This is a genomic window from Actinoplanes sp. CA-131856 (genome assembly GCF_050956135.1).
GTDB lineage: Bacteria > Actinomycetota > Actinomycetes > Mycobacteriales > Micromonosporaceae > Actinoplanes.
Genome location: NZ_CP191849.1, coordinates 8556797 through 8576052, shown reverse-complemented (window position 1 = coordinate 8576052; position 19256 = coordinate 8556797). Strand labels below are relative to the sequence as shown.

Sequence of the window (19256 nt, the reverse complement as noted above, 5' to 3'; positions counted from 1 at the left end):
TTTGGATAGGCTATTCGACATTATCGGATTTGATCGCCGAATTTTCGCAAGTCGGCCGTCGGCCGTGACCGGCCGGCATCCACGCCTTTTTGTGGTACATGTCGCCTTTGCTGAGGACGCGCTCGGCGAGGCCTTCGTAGTCCATATCGATGCTCGGCCCGAACTCTTCATCAGTGAATCTCTTGGCGAAGACGTCGTCCAAGATCCGGCCGAACCTCAGTCTGGCGTCAGAAGTGCCGATATGCGCGTCAACCCACCCGGGGCGCGCCCACCTCCACCAGTTCCGACCACCCTCTGTTGAAAACAATCCTGGGGCAAATTCGTTGCGTATGTCCCATTCGGTGTACTCGCCCATCTCGAGTCCGTCGCAGAAGACTCTTGCATAAAAGGTTCGGAAGATATTCGCCTTCGCGGCGGCAAACTCCTCTTTGGTAGTGGCCCCCACCATACCCAGAGTGTCCTCTGGGAAGTCGAACGAGAACCTAGCAACCTGCGCCTGCATCTCACGGAAAGCCTGTGATTGCCCAACCTTGTTCTGCGTCATCTGAGCTGTCAGGGTGCGGGCCACCGCGACCAGCGCTACCGACGACACGAGGGCGGACGCTAATCCATAAGCCTGACCGATGTTTCCAAGCAGCACCCAGTCGAAGTTTCCGGCCGATGACAGAAACAGAAGGAGCAGGGGCGATGCCAGGATAAGCGCTGCTCCAGCGGCTGTGGAAGTAATGATGAGAGCAAGTCTGCCGGAATGGCCTGCGCTATTCGTCATCCTCGACCTCCGAAGATTCTCCAGCCCGAACCCAGAATGTAACACTTAGTGTACAAACGCATTACAAGCGGCAGCTAGTTCATCAAGACTGGCAAGAGCTTCGACCCTTCTGGCTCGCTACAACCAATAGCTGCGGTAGCGACGGATCGGTGCGTTCATCTGCCGCCGACAAGGCGCGGCTGATGGAGGCTCTCGTCAGTAGGGCTCCGCGCCAACCAAGATCCGGTCGAGTTCCGGTGGTGCGATTCGCGCGGCGGCACAGGTCCGTTCGACCCACGTCGTGAAGTCCAGCTCCGTCAGAACGTCCAGTTCATCATCCCGCCAGTGCAGGATGGGCTTGGATTGGTAACCTGCCGCTGCCGGAGGGCCTGCGGTTCGTGGACGGCGCCGGCGTGGTCAGATTGCTTGCTCGCAGCTGCGCCAGCTGGTCAGAGCCTCGGCTGCCAGTCCGCTTGGGGTCACCTGCTCGACACCCGCGGCGAGCGCGCAAGACGCGTTCCGGTGCGCTAGTACTCCAGCAGGAGATCCGTTTTAGGGTTCCGTGAGTGCCTGTCGGGCGTAGTGGCTGGTCTTGGCGATGGCTTGATGGCGGCGTCTGAATATGGACCAGGCGATGACGTCGGCTATGCGGCGGCCGGGGTTAATGACGAGGGCGTGGAACAGCCGACGGAGTTCGTTGACGGTGATAGCGATCAGGCCGTCCGGGCTGGTGGTGGAGGTTGCTGTCGCGGCGGCGAGGAAGGCGTGGGCGGGATGACCAGGTGGGTCCAGCGGTGCCAGGCCTTCCAGCGGCGGTGCTGGTGCTGGTCGAGACCGAGCCCGGTTTTGGTGGCCTGAAACGACTCTTCAATGCTCCAACGGCGGCCGGCGACGGCGACCAACTGGTGCAGGGCAACGAGTTCGGGGTTCCAGCAGCGGTAGAAGGCCCGTTCGCCGGTGCGGCGGTCGCGGCGGATCAGTAGCCAGTGGTGGCCGGCGTGTTGGTCGACGGCTAACGGCAGGGTGATGAATGCCCAGTCGTAGTAGCGGAAATCCTTTCGCGCCGGTGCCGACGGAGAGCCGCTGCCACGCCTGTTTCGGTAAGCCCGCGGCGAGCCGGTCGGCCCGCAACACGCCGAGCCCGGTCGCGACGTGATGTGAACAGGCGACCGCCAGGACGTGGCCGAGCCGGTGGCCGCGTAATGCGGCCAGTCGTGGGTCGCCGCCGTAGGCTTCGTCGCCGGCGACCCATCTGCAAGGCAGTCCACCGGCCAGCGCGGTGGCGATCAGCCGGCGGGCCAACTGCGGTTTCGTGGCGAAGGTGACGGTCTCAGGAACACCAGCCTCAACGCGGCGTTCGGGATCATCGGTCCAGGATTTCGGCAGGTAGAGGGCGACGTCGAGCAGGGTATGGCCGAGCGGTGAAGCGTAGGACAGGTGCACGGCGAGCTGGCAATTCTCGATCTTCCCGGCGGTGCCGGAGTACTGCCGTTGAACACCGACGGTGTGGGTGCCTTTCTTCAGATCCCCGGTCTCGTCGATCAGCAGGACCCCGTCCGGGTGCCCGAGGCGGGCTGCGACGAAAGCGCGGACATCCGCGCGGACCAAGGCGTCGTCCCAGCTGGCCCGACCGATCAGATCCTGCATTCCGCCAGGGCCGTCATCACCGGCGTGTTCCGCGATCGCCCAGCAGTTCTTCACCGGCAACGGCGCCAGCAACCCAGTGACGAAATCCCGGACCAGTAACCGGCTCTCCCGCCGGGCGAAGCGTGCCTCGATCGTGTCCATCAACTCGCCGAACAGCTCGGACCATCGTTCAGCATCTACTCTGTAGGCGGCAGCCACCGCCGCGTCTTGGGTCCACACAACCTTCGAGACTCAGCGGTGGCTGCTTGCCGCTCACGGATAAAAACACACCATCACCGCAGTTCAGAACGAATCTCCTGCTGGAGTACTAGGTGGGCGGGCGCTGTCTGGCGGTCTGTAGTAGCGCCGCCTTCTGAAGCGCGTCGCGTTCGCGTTGTTCCTGTTCGCCGGGAGGCCGGCGGGTCGGGTCCGGCACCGTTGTTTGCAGGGCGGCCAGGCGCAAGCCGTATCCGCACTGGTCGGTTGCCCGGATGATCAGGTTGGGTTGCGCCGGTGCGGGCCACAGCGTGAGCAGATATTGTTCGGTCGGCTCGTCCCACACTGCGTCGTAGTGTTCGTCGCGGTTGCGGGCGTGGGCGCGCAGGCGGTAGACGCCGGGTCCGTGCTGGCTCAGTACTGGAAGATTAGGGACATCGTCGGTGGGTCCGTACTCGAGCTGGTGGACCTGCAACCGGCCGTGCGGAGCGGTGATGCTGATCTCGACGATGTCGTCCCACGAGCCGGTGTCGACGGGTTCCGGTGCCGTGTCGAGCAGGTCCACGGTGACGTGCACCCGGCCCCGGTCGATGCCGGTGTAGATCATGGCGCCGACCGACATCGCAACGGCCAGACCGGTTGACCAGTCCGCCGTGGTGATCGGGATCTGGAAGTCGTCGAAGATGCCGAGGTTGTGGTCGGACACGGCGACAACAGCGTCGTAACGCATGCCAGGCTCCTCACGTCGACCCGCCCGAGTTCTCGGTGTCGTTGTCACGGTAGTGGAGGGTGACGTCGGCGTCGCGTCACGAAGGGACGCTCGACGTCACCCGGGTCGCCCGCTAGGGCACCCTCACCCTTCGGCTACCTGCGTCAGTAGGTGCCGATGCGGTAGGGGTCGTTCTCCAGTACGCGCCAGTCGTAGTAGTAGGCCGCCATGATCCCGCCCTGTGCACTGTTCTCACTGGCGGTGATCATGCAGGCGCTGGCACCGGTAGATCCCGTGACACCGGTCGGGGCGCTGATGTTGCAGCCGGCGAAGGTGCGCCGGGTGCCGCCCGAGGCGAGCCCCTCCTTGCTGGTGGCCAGCGGATACTCATCGCAGCTCTTACCGGAGATGCTCGGAGCGTCACCGCAGGCGCGGCTACGGTTCGCGTTTACCGTGGCGGTCGCGGTCGTCCTGGTCAGCGGCGGCTTGCTGGTCGATGCCGCACCGGGCAGGCCGGATCCCTGCGCCTTCTCGACGTGCCCGGCCAGGCTCGGGTAGGCGACCCGGTCGTAGTAGGCGATCGTGGCAGCCCACGGCACGACACAACCCACCCGGCGCGGCCGGCTCAGGTTTGCGCCGGTGGCGTTATCGCAGCGCACATCGTCCATAAAGTGGGTGATGTGACCGTCGGTGTAGCCGGCGGTGATGAAGTTGACATCCCAGGTGGTCGTGCATGAGCCGATGGCCCCGACTGCAGTCGCGGTGGTGTCGAAGCCCGCCTCCCCGTCGTGCGCCGACCCGAACGGCATTGCCGCCTGGGTCGGGAACGACGTCGCGATCCGGGTGCAGCTTCCGGAGGCGCGGCCGGCGCCGTTGATGCTGGCCCTGAGGGCGTCACCCCAGCCGGCGAAGGCAACGAGGCGGATCTGGTGGTTGAAGTTCGGCAGGTCCACGGCGGTGTAGACCAGGGAGTACGCGTCGAACTCCAGGACGCCGGTGACTTCCTGGACGCCGTTGGTGATGACGTATGTGGTGTAGGTGATGATCCAGCTGCGGCACGCGTTTGTGCGCGTCCCGATGGTCGCGCCGTTGGTGGCGCAGTACTCCGGGAACGGGATGATCGACTTCGCCGACGAGCTGTTCTTGAGTCGTTCGGCCTGCTCCTTGCCGCCGGGCTTGACTGTCGTGCAGGTGTACTTGCCGCTGGTGGGCTTGACGCAGGTAGGAGCGGTCAGCTGGGCCGGTGATGCCGAGCCGGGTTCTTGGGTCACCGCCAGCGCTGAGGGCTGCGGACGCGGTGTAGCCGCCGCTGTGGTGGCACTGTGGCTAGAAGCGACGGCTGGATTGGGGCCCGCGAGGATGAGGATTGCAAGTCCTCCCGCGGTGACCAGCGATCGAAGGGCAGATGTCATGGGTTCCTCCCCGTGATTGACCCGTGACGCGCTAAGGATTATCCAAGATCTATCGATGCCTGTCGATAGAAGTCGTTCTCCGAGGCACTGCACCTGGTCGAAGCTCACAGACAGGCGTAGGCCCTACCGCTCGGACGGCCCCGATGTGAGTTCCCCCCGGTTTGGCGGAGCTTCTCAAACATGATCGACTGATCATGGGGAGGAAGTATCCGTGGCCGCACCGAAGAAGTACCCCGACGAGCTCAGGGCGCGTGCTGTGCGCTTGTATCGCGAGTCGGACCCGAAGCCGACCATCCGCCGGCTGGCCGAGCAGTTGAACGTGCATCACGAGGCGCTGCGTAACTGGATCCGGCAGGCCGAGGCCGACGCGGGTGAACGTCAGGACCGGCCCACTACCGAGATGGCCGAGGAGAACCGCCGGCTGCGTGAAGAGGTCGCTGAGCTGCGCCGGGTCAATGAGATCCTGCGTGCCGCGTCCTCGTATTTCGCCTCGGAGCTCGGCCCGACCCGGCGACGGTCATGAGGTTCATCGACGAACACCGTGACCGCTTCGCGGTCGCGCTCCTGCTACGGGTCCTTCAGATCGCCGAGTCGACCTACTACCAGTGGGTCAAGCAGGCCGAACAGCCTTGTGATCGGGACCTGGTCGACCTGGGTTTGATCTCCAACATCTATGAGATCTGGGAGGCCTCCGGGTTCACCTATGGCGCCGACCGGGTGCATCGGCAACTGCGCCGCGACGGGATCCGCGTGGGCCGTAAGCGTGTCGAGCGGCTGATGAGCCAGCAGGGCTGGCACGGGGCGTTCCTGCGCCGCGGCTGGCGCGGCGGCTCGACGAAGCAGAACCCCCGGCACACACCGGCGCCGGATCTGGTCAACCGCGACTTCACCGCGGCCGCTCCGAACCGGCTGTGGGTCGCCGACGCCACCCGCATCCCGACCGGTGAAGGTGTGTTCTGGCTGGCCGCCGTCCGTGACGTCTTCTCGAGAAGGATCGTCGGGTGGAAGACCTCCGACCGGTGCGACACGGATCTGATCCTGGCTGCGCTCGAGTACGGCATCTGGTCGCGTGACGTCCGCGACGGCCAACTCATACATCACAGCGATAGGGGCTCGAACTATACGAGCTTCCGCTTCTCGCAACGCTTGCAGGACAACGGAATCCGGCCCTCGATGGGCTCGGTCGGTGACTCCTACGACAACGCGCTGATGGAGAACTTCTGGTCCACGCTGAAGATCGAACTCGTCTACCGCACGTCCTGGCGGACCCGCGACGAGGCCGAGAACGCGATCTTCACCTACATCGACGGCTGGTACAACACCCGCCGCATCCAGAAGGAACTCGGCTACCTCAGCCCGGATGAATACGAGACCGCCTGGCACGCCCAGACCGAGCCAGATAACCTCGTCCCCGCCCCGACCGGAAGCAGGTAATCACCGCTCCGTCGAAACGGGGGGAACTCACTGTACTCGCCTGCGGAGCGCTGAGCGGTGACACCGCCAAACGTGGAAACCCTTTGCTCTGCAAGCCTGCGGAATCGTAAGAGTGGCCGTTAGGAAGCGCGTCTCAATGTTGGCGTATCACATACGCGGTTGTGAACACCGGCACGAAGGCTCAGCCACGTCACATGACCGCACAGCCCGCTCGTTGGCAAAGGTCTATACGTTGTTCGCCTTGCGGCCGAAGCGCGGTAGCAAACCGCCGATACTTTGCCCGCGCAAGATCATCTATCTCCGTAAGGGTCGGTCTGCATGTTGGGCATGCGCTGTCGGATCGTTTCGTTCATCACTGTCCTAAGTGTCCTTTTCGCGGGTCAGCCCGCCCAGGCGCTTGGGTGGCCGAGCCTTGAAGCGGCAGGCGGGGAGCCGTCCCTTGACCGGCCGGGACCGCCGCCTGGGCAGGTGAGTGTGATTTCGCGAGCGACTCCACCCGCGGTCACTGTCGACCCGCCACCTGCCGGCACTCCTCGGCGGGCAGCAATGGACCGCATTCTGGCCAAGGCGAACGGCCCACGGGCCAGACCTAGCGTTCGGATGCCGGAGCCGGAGCTGTTCGCGGCTGGCCGTCGCCGGCTCGCTGACTCCGTAAAGAAGGGGCTGGTGGAGGTGCCGGCGGATTCGTCGCCGACAAACGTGAGGACCGGCCCCTCGCTTGATGATCTACCGCACGCCCAAGCCATTAAAAGGGTCGATCCCCCTCTGGGTACGGCGTCGTTGAGTCCGAGACCGGTGGCCTCGATCGGAAGTTCAGCCAACGAGATCGCTGGGACCGCCGCGCTTAGCGACCACGGTGTCGAATATGGCGTTTCAAGTACCTGGATTACGCCTCCGACATATCAAACGGCGGGGATGATATGGCTGCGTATCGTCAACCGATCATCAATCACCTGGCGAGCGAATCAAGTCTCTGTCGGTTATCACCTATACCTTGACAATGATGCCCTGTATAACCACAATGGAGTTGGTCCAAAAATCGACTTCGACCTTCCACCGAACTATTATACCGACCTGCAAGTAGTCATTCAACGGATGCCATCCGGTACCTTCAAATTGGTTTTCGATCTCCGCGATGACACAGTAAGCGGCAGCCCCTTCTTTACGACCTATGGGCAGCCGGCGTCGGCAGCTTTACGATTCACGGTTCCGCATTACGCTTCAACTGGAACCGCTGAATTGCCGACCAATGGAGCGACTGTCGACACGCTGCGGCCAACATTCTACGTACGCGTCTTTGGTGATGCGCAGTCGGCCACCTACGTACGTTATGCTGTGTGTCGTGAGGACAATTCATCGGATTGCATTTACTCTATCAGTGTAAAAGTCTCGATGAGTGCAACGTCATTCACGGGGCTCAGTGAGTGGACCATTCCGCTGGACGCGCTCGACTGGAACACAGATTACACCTGGAAATTTCTTATAACCGACGAGATTTCGGGCGGTACGACGTGGTCTGCAGCAAGCGGATTCACCACAGTGCTGGCGAACCCGTCCGACGCGGCGCATCTAGGAGCTGACCCTGGAGCGCTTGACGCCACAGGCGTCAACCTATATCTCGGCAACTACGCGCGTAGCGATATCGATCTGGCTTTGCCGTCGCCGGACACGGCACTCCCGCTGCGGGTAGAGCGGACCTACAACAGTGCTAACACCAAGGCCGGAGCATTCGGCACTGGGTGGACCAGTCTGCTGGACATCAAGATAGATATGTCGGTGAGCCGGCTCGCCATTGTTCGGTTCTCAGACGGGCGAGAACGCAGATATGGGCAAAATCCGGACGACACATGGGCGTCATCGTACGGCGACGGTGGATCGACCACCTTACGCACTAGTGAAGGATTTCCGGTCGTCGCCTTCGATGACGGCACCGAGCTCGTGTTCGCCGGCGCGGGCAACGCGCTTAGCGAGGTCAGGCGCCCGGGCGGAAATGTACTGAAGCTGACAGTGAACCCCTCAACAGGAAGGGCAACGAAGCTCACGTCCGCTAGGTCGAGCCGATCGCTGTACTTCTCCTGGGTCGGATCACACGTCACGGCTGTTTCGACAGCGGCTGTTCCCGGCGTGGGTGCGCGCACATGGTCGTACACCTACAGCGGGGACCTGTTGAATAAGGTATGCGACGCCGAATTTTTCCCCAAATGCGTAACGTACACTTACGGGGCAACAGATTCCTCGCACGTCACTGCCCGATTGACGGTGGTGCAGCGACCAAATTCGACGAACCGAGTTTCCGTCGGCTACGCAGGTGATCGAGTTTCTACCTACACGGTTCCGTTGAATGTGAGCGGGACGACGACGAATTGGTTTTACGAAAAATTGGCGCCGACGTCCGTTAATGGAGAACGCGTTGTCCGCGTAGTGGACCCCAACGGAACTTCCGTCTACTACGAGTACAACGATCGTGGACAGTTGATCCTTCGCTGGGCGGGCAGCACGACGCCAACAGCGACTCGTGTCTTCACCTACGACGCATTTGGTAGCCTCAGCGCCGAGATAGACGAGAATTGGAATTCGACTGAATACACTTGGAGCGCTTCGACTGGCAGACTGAAGACAATCCTCCGATATCGCGATGACAACACTCTTGTAGCGGAGTCCTTCACCTACCGCGGCGATGTGGAGAACGTCGCCGATCGAACTGCCAACGACCTCGTAGCAACCAAGGATGCAAATTCCAGTATCTCAACCTTGACCTACTGGAACGGCCTTGTGACGAGTCAAACTACGCCGTCGACCGCAGCCGCACCGAACGGCGCGACCACCAAGTTCGTCTACACCTGCCAGAATGGGTCGGCGCCGCCCGTTTTCAATGATCCAACTGCCCCAGCTGGCGCCTTGCAGCCATGTGGCCTGCTGTCCTCTGTGACCGACGCGACCGGCCGAGGCACCTACTACGGTTATAACCGTTTCGGTGACCGCACCTCCGAGCTCCTACCGACCAATGCTCGTATCGAGCGGAAGTTCAACGACTTCGGCGAAGCCATCGAAGAGCGAGCGACGACGCTGGCTGACCCCCTCGGCACGACCGCTACATTCGATTACGACACCCACGGACGGGTCACCGCCCGGACGGAGCCCAGGGTTACAAACGCAATCACGGGCGAGTCGCACCAACGCGTTGTGATCAATACTTACGACGGCGACGGCAACCTCGTGAGCCAGCGCGAAGGCGACAACAACGATCCTGAATATCAACCCAGTGACGGCTGGCGTACCACCCAGTTCACCTACGACGGACAGGACCGGCAGCTGACCGTCTCGCGCGACGGGCAACAGCTCAGCAGAATCGAGTACGACGGAATGGGCCACGTCGTACGCATGGTCGACGCCCAAGGCGCCGACTATAGGCATACCTACAATGCGCTTGGCCTGCTCGCCTCTGTCGACCTCGTCAACTACGTCGACTATAGCCCTGGTGGCACGACACGGCAGGTGAGGATCGCCACCTATCAATACGATCCCGCTGGGCGCACGACGGCTTTCACCAACGCGATGGGCCGGACGGTCACTTCCACCTACACTAAGGACGACCTGCCACTCAGCGAGACCCTCATCGCCTATTTGGATCCCTCGACCGGTCAACGGCGCGACGTCAAGCTGCACCGCTACAGCTACGACATGGCCGGCAATCGGATCGGAGACGTCTCAGGGAACGGCGCAGACGCACGCGCTACGTCTTGGACCTATGACGCCGCAAATCACCAGACCTCAATGACCACTGATCCGTCTGGTCTGAGGCGAACGACAACCTGGACCTACGACGCGGCTGGGCGCGTCCTGGGCACTTCGCTGAGCGACGGCTCCCGCACCGAGACATCCGTCAGCGTCTACGACAACGGTGGCCAACTCGCCAAGACAGGTGTCCAAGTCGACGCGAACAATTATCTCGTCACTCAGTACACCCATGACGGATTCGGTCAATTGCTGAGCGTCACCGAGCCGCGCGGCGTAGTGTCCTTGACTTCTGCCGCAGCGCCCGACCCTGATTACACCACCACGTTCACCTACGACGAGGGCGGCCGCCTCACCAATATGTCGCAGCCGCCGGTGGGCGTTGAAGAAGGCAACGGGGCACCCGCCCAAAATCGTCGACCGCTCACGACCTTCGCGTACAACACTTTCGGTGACGTAATCGGCGTTCGTGACCCTCGCGGGCTGGTGACATCGATGATGTATGACACTCGAGGTCGACTGACAAACCGGCGTTCCCCGCAATACATCGCGCCGAATGGTGAAGCGAAGGTCGGGTTCGAGAATTGGACCTACGACAACGCCGACAACATCGTCAGCTATACCGGCCGCAACAGCCAGACAACCGGTTACCGATATGACAACCGAGGACGACTATTCAAGATGGTGGAACCCCCGGCGCAACCTGGGGACTCCAACGCGGTAACCGACTACACCTATGACGACAACGACAACGTACTCTCGGTGACCGACCCGGCCGGCGGCCAAACGGCCATCGCATACGACGAGATGGACAGGCCTCTCGTTGTCTCGCGTGCCTCAGGTTCGACCGCCTCTCAAGCGAGCATACGAAACCATAGCTATGATGATTTCGGTGACTTGACCTCAGTGACTATGGCTAACGTCCGCATCGACCGCACCTACAACAAGGCCGGAGAACTTCTCTCCGATACAGTGAGCGGGCGAGGCACGACTCGGTACACCCACGACCTCGCGGGGCGAGTCGTTACCATCGTCGATCCTCTAAGTCGAAGCACTAAAATGGTTTACGATCTCGCCGGCAGAATGACCAGCATTGCATCCCTCGATGAGGGGGCGGCGAAGCTAGGCGAGACGCTGTACACAATGGATAAGGCGGGAAATGTTGTTGAGGAACGCGACCCCCGCGGCAATACTTGGCGGCGCTCCTACGACGCCGCCAACCGCCTCATCCGGACAACTGATCCTGCCCCCAGTAGCGCCGACGGAGCACAGGCTCCCGCACCGGTCACGTCCTTCGGTTACGACGCCAAAGGGAATTTGACCCGCACAACTGACGCCAACTATCACACGACGTACCGGACCTACAACGTATTCGACCTCACTGAGTCCGTCGTTGAGCCCGAAACTAGAGCCCACCCAGCCCTCGGTGACCGAACATGGCGCACCACGTACGATTCCACGGGCAACATTGAGCAGCTGGCCAAACCTGGCGGAGCAGTAGTAAACGCCACCTACGACAGTCGTAACCGGATCACGAGCCTGGCTGGCACAGGAGGCGCTGCGGCCGCCAGTAAAACCATCGAATACGACCCAGCAGGACGCGTCACCGCCGTGTCCACCGCGACGGGTACGCAATCGTTCACCTACGACCGGCTCGGACAACTGCTGGCCGCGAACGGCCCGATGGGTAACTCGTCCTACACCTACGACCCACTTGGTCGGCCCATCACCGAAAACAACGGCACATCGCAGGTCAAATACAGCTATAACGGTGTCGACCTCCGCGCAATCACCGACGAGCAGACCGGCATGACCCGCACCCTCGAACGCGACGCGGCCGGGCAAATCCTCAAAGAGTCGAGCGCCTCGACCAGCGGCACGGCAGGACCCGAGCGAAGCTACACCTACGACGGGCTCGGCAGAATCAAGACCGACACCACTACCGGCGCTACCGGCGCTGTCACCGCCACCATCGCCTACGACTGGGACGCCAACGGCAACCTGACCAGCCGGAGAACCGACGGGCAAATCGCCGGTAGCACCACCCAGAACTACACATACGACCAAGACGACCGCCTTACCCGAGTCGCCGATCCCGCCGGATCAGGAACCGACTTCACGTGGGACGCGGTCGGCAACCGCACCAAGATGACTGCGTGGTCCGGCGCCGGGCATGCCATCACCAGCACCACCAACGCCGACTACGACGAACGCAACCGCTTGACTGCGGTCAGCGCGCCCGGCGGCGCCACCGAATACACCTGGACCGCCCAAGGCACTCTCGCCAATACCGCCACCACCACCGGCGGCCCGATCGTCAACCGGGAACGCCGATACGACGCTTTCGACCGGCTGATCAACGACGGTACACAGATCTACACCTATGACGGGCTCAACCGGCTGGCCACCACAACTACCGGCACAACATCGCAAACCATGCGATACTCCGGCCAGAGCCGAGAGCCGGTCGGCGACGGGCGCTACAACTACGCCCGAACCCTCGACGGCGACTTGCTGTCAGCCAAGCCCGTAAACGGTGCGTCCTCGACGCTAATGTCCGACGCGCATGGTGACATCGTCGCCGCCGCCGACCCCGCAACAGGGGAAATCTTGGCGTCGCGCGGATACGACGCATTCGGCAAGACAACTGACACCAACGGCACCATGCCCAACATCGGATTCCAAGGCAGCTGGACCGACCCCACAACCGGCACGATCAGCGCTCAAGCCCGCTGGTACGAGCCCACCACCGGGACGTTCGCCTCCCGGGACAGTTGGGACGTGCCGTTCACCTCTGCGAGCGACACAAATCGATACCTTTTCGGAGGGGCGAACCCAACCAGCCGTAACGATCCGACCGGCCACTTAAGCGGTGTAGGAGGTGGAGCACTACTGTCTAGAACTCTCAGTATCATCGGTGGTTTGGCCGCACCAGAGGTGATCCCCGTGGCCGCAACCTGCGTATGGTGTTGGGTTGCAGTCGGGGTGGGCGTCGTCGTTGCCGGTGTGGTCGTCGTCGGCATAGTTATGAACGCGCAGTCGCAGGCCGGCAACCCTAATTCGTGGGAGTCTAACCGCGACCCGGACACCGGCCAGCTGCTCTATGGGTCAGAGTCCGTCAAAAAGAATAATCCGCCGCGGAAGCCGCCGCGAACCGACCCGAGTCCCAAGCCTGTCGAGCCACCGCGGATCATCGACCCTCCGAAGGTTTGGACCGTAACTGGACCGACGACAAGTTGGTCCAATCACAGCCAATGGTATGACGACACCTACCTCTATAATCGTACCGATACGTATAGCTACACCACTATCTATCAGTACACGTACTACGACGGCGTCACTTCCCAGACCGGTACCTGGAACACCGAGACCACCCACCGCTGGACGATTGACGTCACACCACTGATTGATCTCAGTAATCCAATTGACCTCCCGACACCGACAGCTGGTGATCCGCAACCGGGACTTGCTGCCCCAACAGCCGATGACAGCGTTCCGTGCGGGCAGGGCGGCGGCCTCGCTAGCTGCATAACCAACACCGGCGGTGTGCTGCCGGGTAGTCAAGCCGCAGCCGCAGAAAAGGCTGCGCGCCAGCCTGCTGCGGGCCAGAAAACCGACGATGACAGCTCTTGCGACGACGTCAACCCTGAGGACGCTCTCCCAGTGGTCGAGGACTACGCGGAGCTAGTCAGCGAGGCCAACGCGAGGCCCAACTATCGCAAAATTAACCAGACCGTCGCCGTCCTCGCGGTATGCGAGCGGAGCAGCGGAGACATCGAGTACTACGTTGGCGGTCGTACCGACCTCGACGATGTCCAGTGGGACCTTGCCGAAGACCTGGGTTTGACTCCGGTCGAAGGCGGGAAGAACGGCCCGCACGCTGAACCGCTGATCATCAACAAGGCAAAAGCTGACGCCTTGGCAGACCCCGTCAATCCGTTAGCCATTTATGCGGTTAACCCCTTCTGTGGCGAGAGAAGAGCAAACTGCTTCGGCGCGATCGAGAAAGAGAGGGGTATTAACATTGTTCCGCCAACGGGGCGCCGCAGAGCATCTCGAAGCGCGTACTGGAACCAAGGGACGGTGTGGCCTTAGATGATTCGAGCGAAGCTTCTTTGCCAAGACACTGAAACCTTGGTAATGAGCAATGGCAATGAGAAAGGGGATAGATAGGTGTCTACGATTGGAGCCCAGGTCCGTCAGTTATTGATTGACCGGGCGTGCACACTCCCGGAGTGGGCCCAACTCGTGCTCACTCTCGGCTGTATCCAGCGGTGCTACCCGTTCTACGTACGCAGCCTCGACGAGTATCCGGCACGTCGAGCCATCAACGATGCTGTGGATGCCGGCCTCGCGCACGCATGGGTGATAGCAGCAGGCAATCCGGTGAACCCGATGGAGACGGCCGAAAGGGCGGCCGCTCTTCGTGCGGTGCTCCCGGAAGACTCAAACGATCCCCTGCTCGACGGCGACGATTCTTGGATCACCGTCTCGTACGGAAATCTCGCCGAGCAACTCGACCTGCAAAACTGGCCCAACCTCAACGAGTATGTCCGGGCGACTCTTCGTGTCACCTCAAGTTTGGTGTTCACCTGGTCCAGGTGGGCGCTTCTCGAGGCAGGTGCCACCGCTACGAGGGACGAAACCTCGACTACCTCAGCATTCTTGTTTGAACTAGCCACTCTGGCCCGGCAAGTGGAATGGCTGACGGCGAACCCACATAGTCCGCGCCTGATCGACAGGATCCGGCAGGATTCCATCACTGCCGGAACGGAATTAGACCGAATCGTCGCGGAGTGGCGCGGTTTGGTTTAATCAATCAGCACCGCGGAAAGCCGTCGAAGCGTGGCTCTCCGCCTGTAGGCAGGCTTCTGGTGAGTCAGTCGGCCTGCCTACAGGCGGACGCCGCGGGCTTGGAGGGGCACTACCAAGATCGGCGGCAATGACGCCGAACGAACGTGCGGCCGGATCGAGCGTCTCGACCAGCTCCTTGATCCGGGGTGCCGGGGCCCGCGGCGCTGCCCGAGCTTGGCACGACGGTCAGCCAGTGCAGCTGATCGGGGTCACATTCGATGACCGGCGCAGAGCCTGATGTGTCACGAAGGCGCGGGCCGTGCCGGCTTTCGGCGGCCGGATACGTCATTCCAGGCCGGTAGATCACCCAGGGCAGACCGTGATGCCGCGCGTAGTGCAGGGCGATGTCTGCGGCCCGCAAGGGCCGGTCAGTGACTACCGCGGGCGGCAGCGACGCCCCGAAGACCGCGTTGACCGAGACTTGCACCGTGCCACTGTCAAGCGGTACCGGCGCGGCGAGTGCCTGTTCGATCTGGCTGATCGCGGCGGTGACCTGTTCCGCGGGGCCAGCGGGTAGGAGCAGGGCGAATTCGTCACCGCCGAGGCGAGCCGCGACGCCGTGGTGGCGCCCGGCAACCACGGCAAGCCGTCCGGCTACGTGCCGCAGCAGCTCGTCGCCGGCGTGGTATCCATGGCGGTCGTTCACGCTTTTGAAGCGGCGCAGGTCCAGCAACAGTACCGTCGGCGGCGATCCGTGGCGTATGAAGTTCTTCATGGCGGCGGCGATGCCGCGCCGATTCGGCAGGCGGGTGAGTTCGTCGGTGTGGGCCGCTCGGGTCAGCACGGCGATGCGCCGCCCCAGCAGCGTCAGCCCGATTGCTACGGCGCTGAGTTGCAGCACTTCCAGCGTCGCGAAAGTAAGGGCAGAAAGCATGGAGTCCTCCACAAAGTAGGGCAGGCCAGCCGTACGGCGTAGCCGGCGACGCATCTCGAAGGCTCGAGTAGGGGCGGGTGAGCGATACGTGCGGGCGTCGCAGGTGTCACCCAGGCCGGCGATCGGCGCGTCTGGGAGGCTTCACAGTGCGATAGCCCGCTCCGGTCGCGGCGCGGGTCAAACCAGCAACGCCGAAACGCTCGCCGGTCGTTCTCGACGAGCTGGCTGATGTGGTCAGCCGGCCGGGCGGTAGTGGTGCCAGGCTTCTTCGGGACACGAGCCGTACCGGCGCGCCGGCCAGGGAACGGGCTTGCCTCCGCAGCCGCGCGTGGAAACACCGTCGACGGCGGCCGGTGGCGTGCGGTCCGGGGGAGGGCACCCGCGGTCCGCGGCCGGTGCTCATGGCGCCGACTCGGCTGGCGCCGCAGGGACCCAGCGCGAGCCGACGGGATCCATCCCGCGGAACGCGGCCAAGGCTACGAGATTGCCTGGCTGCGCTGCGGCGCGCAGGGCATCCAGCATCGGCAAGGGGCCGGTGACCAATCGCCGTCAGCTATCAGCTGATGGCAACCGGACCACATGCCCTTCACACAACGGGCACACCCTGCTCAACGTCGCCCTCTACCTGCCGAAATCCTGGACCGATGACCCCGCACGCCGTGCTGAGGCCGGCGTTCCCGACACCATCGGCTTCGCCACGAAACCGCAGTTGGCCCGTCGGCTGATCGCCACCGCGGTGGCGGGAGGACTGCCGTGTCGGTGGGTCGCCGGTGATAAGGCGACGCGCTTCGTAACCTTGCTTTCGTGGGAAGCCGAGGTGGACGGTTGAGCAGCCTGATGGCGGGCGCCGACGTGATGTTGATTGGCTTGTTCTCCGCCAAGAACAAGCAGGCTGACACGAAGCTTGACCTACTGGCGGCCTCGGTGGAAACGCTCGGCGGACGTGTGGTTGGTCGACAGGTCCAGAGGCAGGGCGTCTCACGTGACGGCGCGAGGAAAATGGCCTTGCCGTTCTCTCGGCGAATCCTGCTCAGCTCGGGCAAGGTCCGCGAAGTCGCCCACGCATGCCGGTCAGCAGGGGTCACCATAGCCGTTTTCGTCAACCCGCTGACCGAACATCAGCGAACCATCCTCAGCGATCTGTTCGGTTGCCCGGTGGTCGGCAGTGACGATCTCAATGAGCACCTTGCCTGAACATCCGCTCATGCCACTGAGGGGGAACGCTCATCCGAGGCAACGCTGCAGTACGGATTGGGACTGACGCCGCTGGCGGAGGCGACCACGTGCCAGGATCTCGACGTGACGATCAAGGAGCCCTGGTACATCGGCAGTTGGATGGAAGTGGTCGAGCGGCCCGAGACCGTTGACGACCTCGTCGAGCAGAACGATGAATACGCTGGTGTTGCGTTGCTCGCGCTTGTGCTCAACCATCCTGAGTCAGAAGTTGTGCTCCCCCGCATCAAGCGGGCGCTGATTTCGCCTCGCGCCCAGACCCGGGCCAATGCTCTGCAATGTGTGGGCCACTACTCCCGGCTGCACGCGTCGATCGATCACGAGCTGGTAGCGCTGCTGCGTCGTGCCTTGAGCGACCAGACTCGGGTGAATGGCTACCAAATCCGCGGCTACGGAGGTGACGCCGCCGACGATGTCGGTATTTTCGCACCACGGCGGAAGCTTCCTCGGTGGTTCCGCCGCCGATTCGCAGGGCCAAGGCGTTCCAACCGTTGGTGATGCGGTGCGACGTCCTCTTCTGCCGCTGATAGGGGCGCGCAACACCACACCGGTTTGCGCGAAGTCATCGGGGGCCTGTCCCTGGCCGAGAACATAGCCTCTCCGCCTTGCGGAGGTGCTCGTCCCGCGATCGTCCGGGCCGCTGCTTGATTCCCTTACAATGCCCGGCGTGGCTGATGATCTCGCCCTGCCTCCGTTTCATCTGTTTGCGCGTGAGGACGGCCAGCACGAGCTGGTGCTCTCAGACGGCGACATGGTGGATGTCGAAGGAGTCTTCGATGGTCTTGACGCTGAGGCGAACGGGTACGGGTGGGAGAGCCTTGCGCGGTGGCTTGTCCTCAAGGAGATGCCTGAGCTCGTGCACGTGATCTGGTTCGATTCCGAGGGCGGCACGTTTGTGGCCGGCAGTTCTGACCCCGCGGCGCTGCGCCGGCTAGCTGAGCCTTTACATGCTGCGTTCCACGACCGCTCACTGCTCTCGCGGCTCATCATCGAAGCCGAGCTTGACTGACAGTGCTCGGTAGGGTGAACGACGTGGGTGAGCGACCGACCGTCGTGTGGCGGGCTGATGTGGCATGCGAGGCCGTTGACGTCGCCGCCGAGTCATCGCGGAAGAGGATGCGGTTTCGTCGAGGTTGTGGCCCGAGGCGATGATCCGGGCGACCGACGTCGTACTTGACGGGTTCGAGGCAGATGTCGCCAGCCTCGTGGAACATCGTTGGGAAACCGCGACCGACACGGAGATCCTCGAGGTCGTTGAACGCGCCATCCGAGCACTGAATCGCATCAATGATCGGTTCAATGGCGCAGCCTTCGAGACGGACGAACGAGAACTGCTCTGTGCATACGTCGATCGTGTTCTCGAGACAGCGGGAATCGAGCCCGATGCCCTCGCCCGGCGAAACGGGATCCGCAGCGGTGACATCACCGGTCCGTGGCGCGACTGGTAGACACCGCCTCGCCGTGCCGACGAACTCCCTATTCGGCGCACGGAGCGGGGACACCCTCACATGCCGCTGATAAGGAGCGTTCCGACTCGGCAGCTGCGGCACCGCTCGTCCCCAAGGCGGATGTCGGTCGACGCGCCATCTGGGCCTCGGGGTGGGCTGATCCGGGACGACGCCGGTCACCGGGGATCGGTGCGCCTGGGGGAGCAGATTGGGAGCAGTGGGGTGATCCCAGCTGCGTTGAACTGCGCTGAACGGCTCTGAGCTGCTGCGAACTGCATCGGGCTTCTGCAGGTGATTTGCGTTTGTGCTGGTCAGCGGGTTGCGGGCCGTCCGTTCACACCGGAGAGGTCACTGGTTCGATCCCAGTATCGCCCACATATTTCTGCAGGTCAGGCGGGGTTTCCGCCGGCCGTCCTGTAGATGGCTCCCAATATCTGGGAGCTTTTCTGCTCCCAGGGTAAGGGCCGAGTCCCCTGACCGGCCTTACGTTGGACGCCCGGGCCGGGTCACCCGATCGGCTTCAGCGAACAAGCTTCTCCCACGCCCAGGGGCTTTGAGCTGCGGCGGGACGCCCCGGGAGGCTCGGACGTTGGTGTTCAACGTCGCGATCAACCGCCGGGCGGACTCATGACTATTGGTCCGGAGGGGTCACCAGTAGCCGCTGTTGTCGAGCCAGCGTGCTTGCAGGTCCTCGAGAAGCCGGGCGGTCATGGTGGGTGTGACGTGGGCGTAGACGCCGCGGATGCCGGGGATGGCGTGGCCGAGCCGGTGGGCTTGGGCTACCTCGGGGGTGTGGTCTTCGTCCAGCCAGGTGCCGTGGGTGTGCCGCAGGTCGTGGAAGTGCATGCCGGCAACGATGGGTGGCCAGCCTCGTCGTGGGTTGCCGTCGCATGCGGGGCGCCAGTGGCGGTTGTTGAAGTCGGTGCGCCACAGCCATCGGCCGGCCGGTGAGCAGAAGACGATGTCG

The 19256-nt window shown here is 62.9% G+C and carries 13 protein-coding genes and 2 pseudogenes; 9 read left to right on the top strand and 6 right to left on the bottom strand.

Translation table 11 applies throughout. From position 1 onward, the window contains the following. Nucleotides 1–10: 10 nt before the first annotated feature. From ACQP2X_RS39190 to ACQP2X_RS39175, 4 genes and pseudogenes are all read right to left on the bottom strand, one after another. Nucleotides 11–769, bottom strand: a complete 759-nt coding sequence (locus tag ACQP2X_RS39190; protein ID WP_498690592.1) for a DUF6082 family protein — start codon at nt 767–769, stop codon at nt 11–13. Between the two features lie 531 nt (nt 770–1300). Beyond that, nucleotides 1301–2536 (bottom strand): annotated as a pseudogene (locus ACQP2X_RS39185) (IS701 family transposase). 166 nt (nt 2537–2702) lie between these two features. Beyond that, the gene (locus ACQP2X_RS39180; RefSeq protein WP_498690590.1) at nt 2703–3320 is read right to left on the bottom strand and encodes a hypothetical protein; all 618 of its coding nucleotides are present in this window, start codon (nt 3318–3320) and stop codon (nt 2703–2705) included. 143 nt (nt 3321–3463) lie between these two features. Then, nucleotides 3464–4711, bottom strand: a complete 1248-nt coding sequence (locus ACQP2X_RS39175; RefSeq protein WP_498690587.1) for a NucA/NucB deoxyribonuclease domain-containing protein — start codon at nt 4709–4711, stop codon at nt 3464–3466. 211 nt (nt 4712–4922) lie between these two features. Here ACQP2X_RS39175 and ACQP2X_RS39170 point away from each other — a divergent pair, with 211 nt between their 5' ends. The 4 genes from ACQP2X_RS39170 (at nt 4923) to ACQP2X_RS39155 (ending at nt 14695) form a co-directional block, all read left to right on the top strand. Then, nucleotides 4923–5234 carry a transposase gene (locus ACQP2X_RS39170; RefSeq protein ID WP_392644547.1) on the top strand — a complete coding sequence of 104 codons (312 nt, stop codon included), beginning with the start codon at nt 4923–4925 and terminating at the stop codon, nt 5232–5234. Then, nucleotides 5231–6145, top strand: coding sequence for an IS3 family transposase (locus ACQP2X_RS39165; RefSeq protein WP_498690586.1), 915 nt, complete (start codon nt 5231–5233; stop codon nt 6143–6145). Before ACQP2X_RS39170 ends, ACQP2X_RS39165 begins: the two co-directional genes overlap by 4 nt. 600 nt (nt 6146–6745) lie before the next feature. Next, a complete protein-coding gene (locus ACQP2X_RS39160; RefSeq protein WP_498690585.1) occupies nt 6746–13975 on the top strand; it encodes an RHS repeat-associated core domain-containing protein in 7230 nt (2409 codons plus the stop codon). 78 nt (nt 13976–14053) lie between these two features. Continuing rightward, nucleotides 14054–14695, top strand: a complete 642-nt coding sequence (locus ACQP2X_RS39155) for a hypothetical protein (protein ID WP_498690584.1) — start codon at nt 14054–14056, stop codon at nt 14693–14695. A gap of 109 nt (nt 14696–14804) precedes the next feature. Here the strand turns inward: ACQP2X_RS39155 and ACQP2X_RS39150 are convergent, their stop codons facing one another. Continuing rightward, nucleotides 14805–15608 carry a GGDEF domain-containing protein gene (locus tag ACQP2X_RS39150; RefSeq protein WP_498690582.1) on the bottom strand — a complete coding sequence of 268 codons (804 nt, stop codon included), beginning with the start codon at nt 15606–15608 and terminating at the stop codon, nt 14805–14807. A gap of 616 nt (nt 15609–16224) precedes the next feature. On the opposite strand from ACQP2X_RS39150, the pseudogene ACQP2X_RS39145 reads away from it, so the two are divergent. The 5 genes and pseudogenes from ACQP2X_RS39145 to ACQP2X_RS39125 form a co-directional block, all read left to right on the top strand. Further along, nucleotides 16225–16386: pseudogene (locus tag ACQP2X_RS39145) on the top strand (transposase); the annotation flags it as partial. A gap of 47 nt (nt 16387–16433) precedes the next feature. Next, the gene (locus tag ACQP2X_RS39140; protein WP_498690580.1) at nt 16434–16802 is read left to right on the top strand and encodes a hypothetical protein; all 369 of its coding nucleotides are present in this window, start codon (nt 16434–16436) and stop codon (nt 16800–16802) included. Between the two features lie 105 nt (nt 16803–16907). After that, on the top strand, nt 16908–17339 hold the full coding sequence (locus tag ACQP2X_RS39135) for a hypothetical protein (protein WP_498690579.1): 432 nt from the start codon (nt 16908–16910) through the stop codon (nt 17337–17339). Between the two features lie 169 nt (nt 17340–17508). Beyond that, nucleotides 17509–17850 (top strand): Imm51 family immunity protein, encoded by a 342-nt coding sequence (locus tag ACQP2X_RS39130; protein ID WP_498690578.1) that lies wholly within the window; start codon nt 17509–17511, stop codon nt 17848–17850. 139 nt (nt 17851–17989) lie between these two features. After that, nucleotides 17990–18289, top strand: coding sequence for a hypothetical protein (locus ACQP2X_RS39125; RefSeq protein ID WP_498690577.1), 300 nt, complete (start codon nt 17990–17992; stop codon nt 18287–18289). Between the two features lie 648 nt (nt 18290–18937). Here ACQP2X_RS39125 and ACQP2X_RS39120 read toward each other — a convergent pair. Continuing rightward, nucleotides 18938–19135 (bottom strand): hypothetical protein, encoded by a 198-nt coding sequence (locus ACQP2X_RS39120; RefSeq protein WP_498690573.1) that lies wholly within the window; start codon nt 19133–19135, stop codon nt 18938–18940. Nucleotides 19136–19256 lie beyond the last annotated feature (121 nt).

Excerpts from the sequence above, each read along its gene's own strand:
- ACQP2X_RS39180 (WP_498690590.1), bottom strand. The coding sequence starts at position 3,320 with ATGCGTTACGACGCTGTTGTCGCCGTGTCCGACCACAACCTCGGCATC.
- ACQP2X_RS39175 (WP_498690587.1), bottom strand. The coding sequence starts at position 4,711 with ATGACATCTGCCCTTCGATCGCTGGTCACCGCGGGAGGACTTGCAATC.
- ACQP2X_RS39120 (WP_498690573.1), bottom strand. The coding sequence starts at position 19,135 with ATGCACTTCCACGACCTGCGGCACACCCACGGCACCTGGCTGGACGAA.
- ACQP2X_RS39125 (WP_498690577.1), top strand. The coding sequence starts at position 17,990 with ATGATCCGGGCGACCGACGTCGTACTTGACGGGTTCGAGGCAGATGTC.
- ACQP2X_RS39165 (WP_498690586.1), top strand. The coding sequence starts at position 5,231 with ATGAGGTTCATCGACGAACACCGTGACCGCTTCGCGGTCGCGCTCCTG.
- ACQP2X_RS39160 (WP_498690585.1), top strand. The coding sequence starts at position 6,746 with ATGCCGGAGCCGGAGCTGTTCGCGGCTGGCCGTCGCCGGCTCGCTGAC.
- ACQP2X_RS39150 (WP_498690582.1), bottom strand. The coding sequence starts at position 15,608 with ATGCTTTCTGCCCTTACTTTCGCGACGCTGGAAGTGCTGCAACTCAGC.
- ACQP2X_RS39190 (WP_498690592.1), bottom strand. The coding sequence starts at position 769 with ATGACGAATAGCGCAGGCCATTCCGGCAGACTTGCTCTCATCATTACT.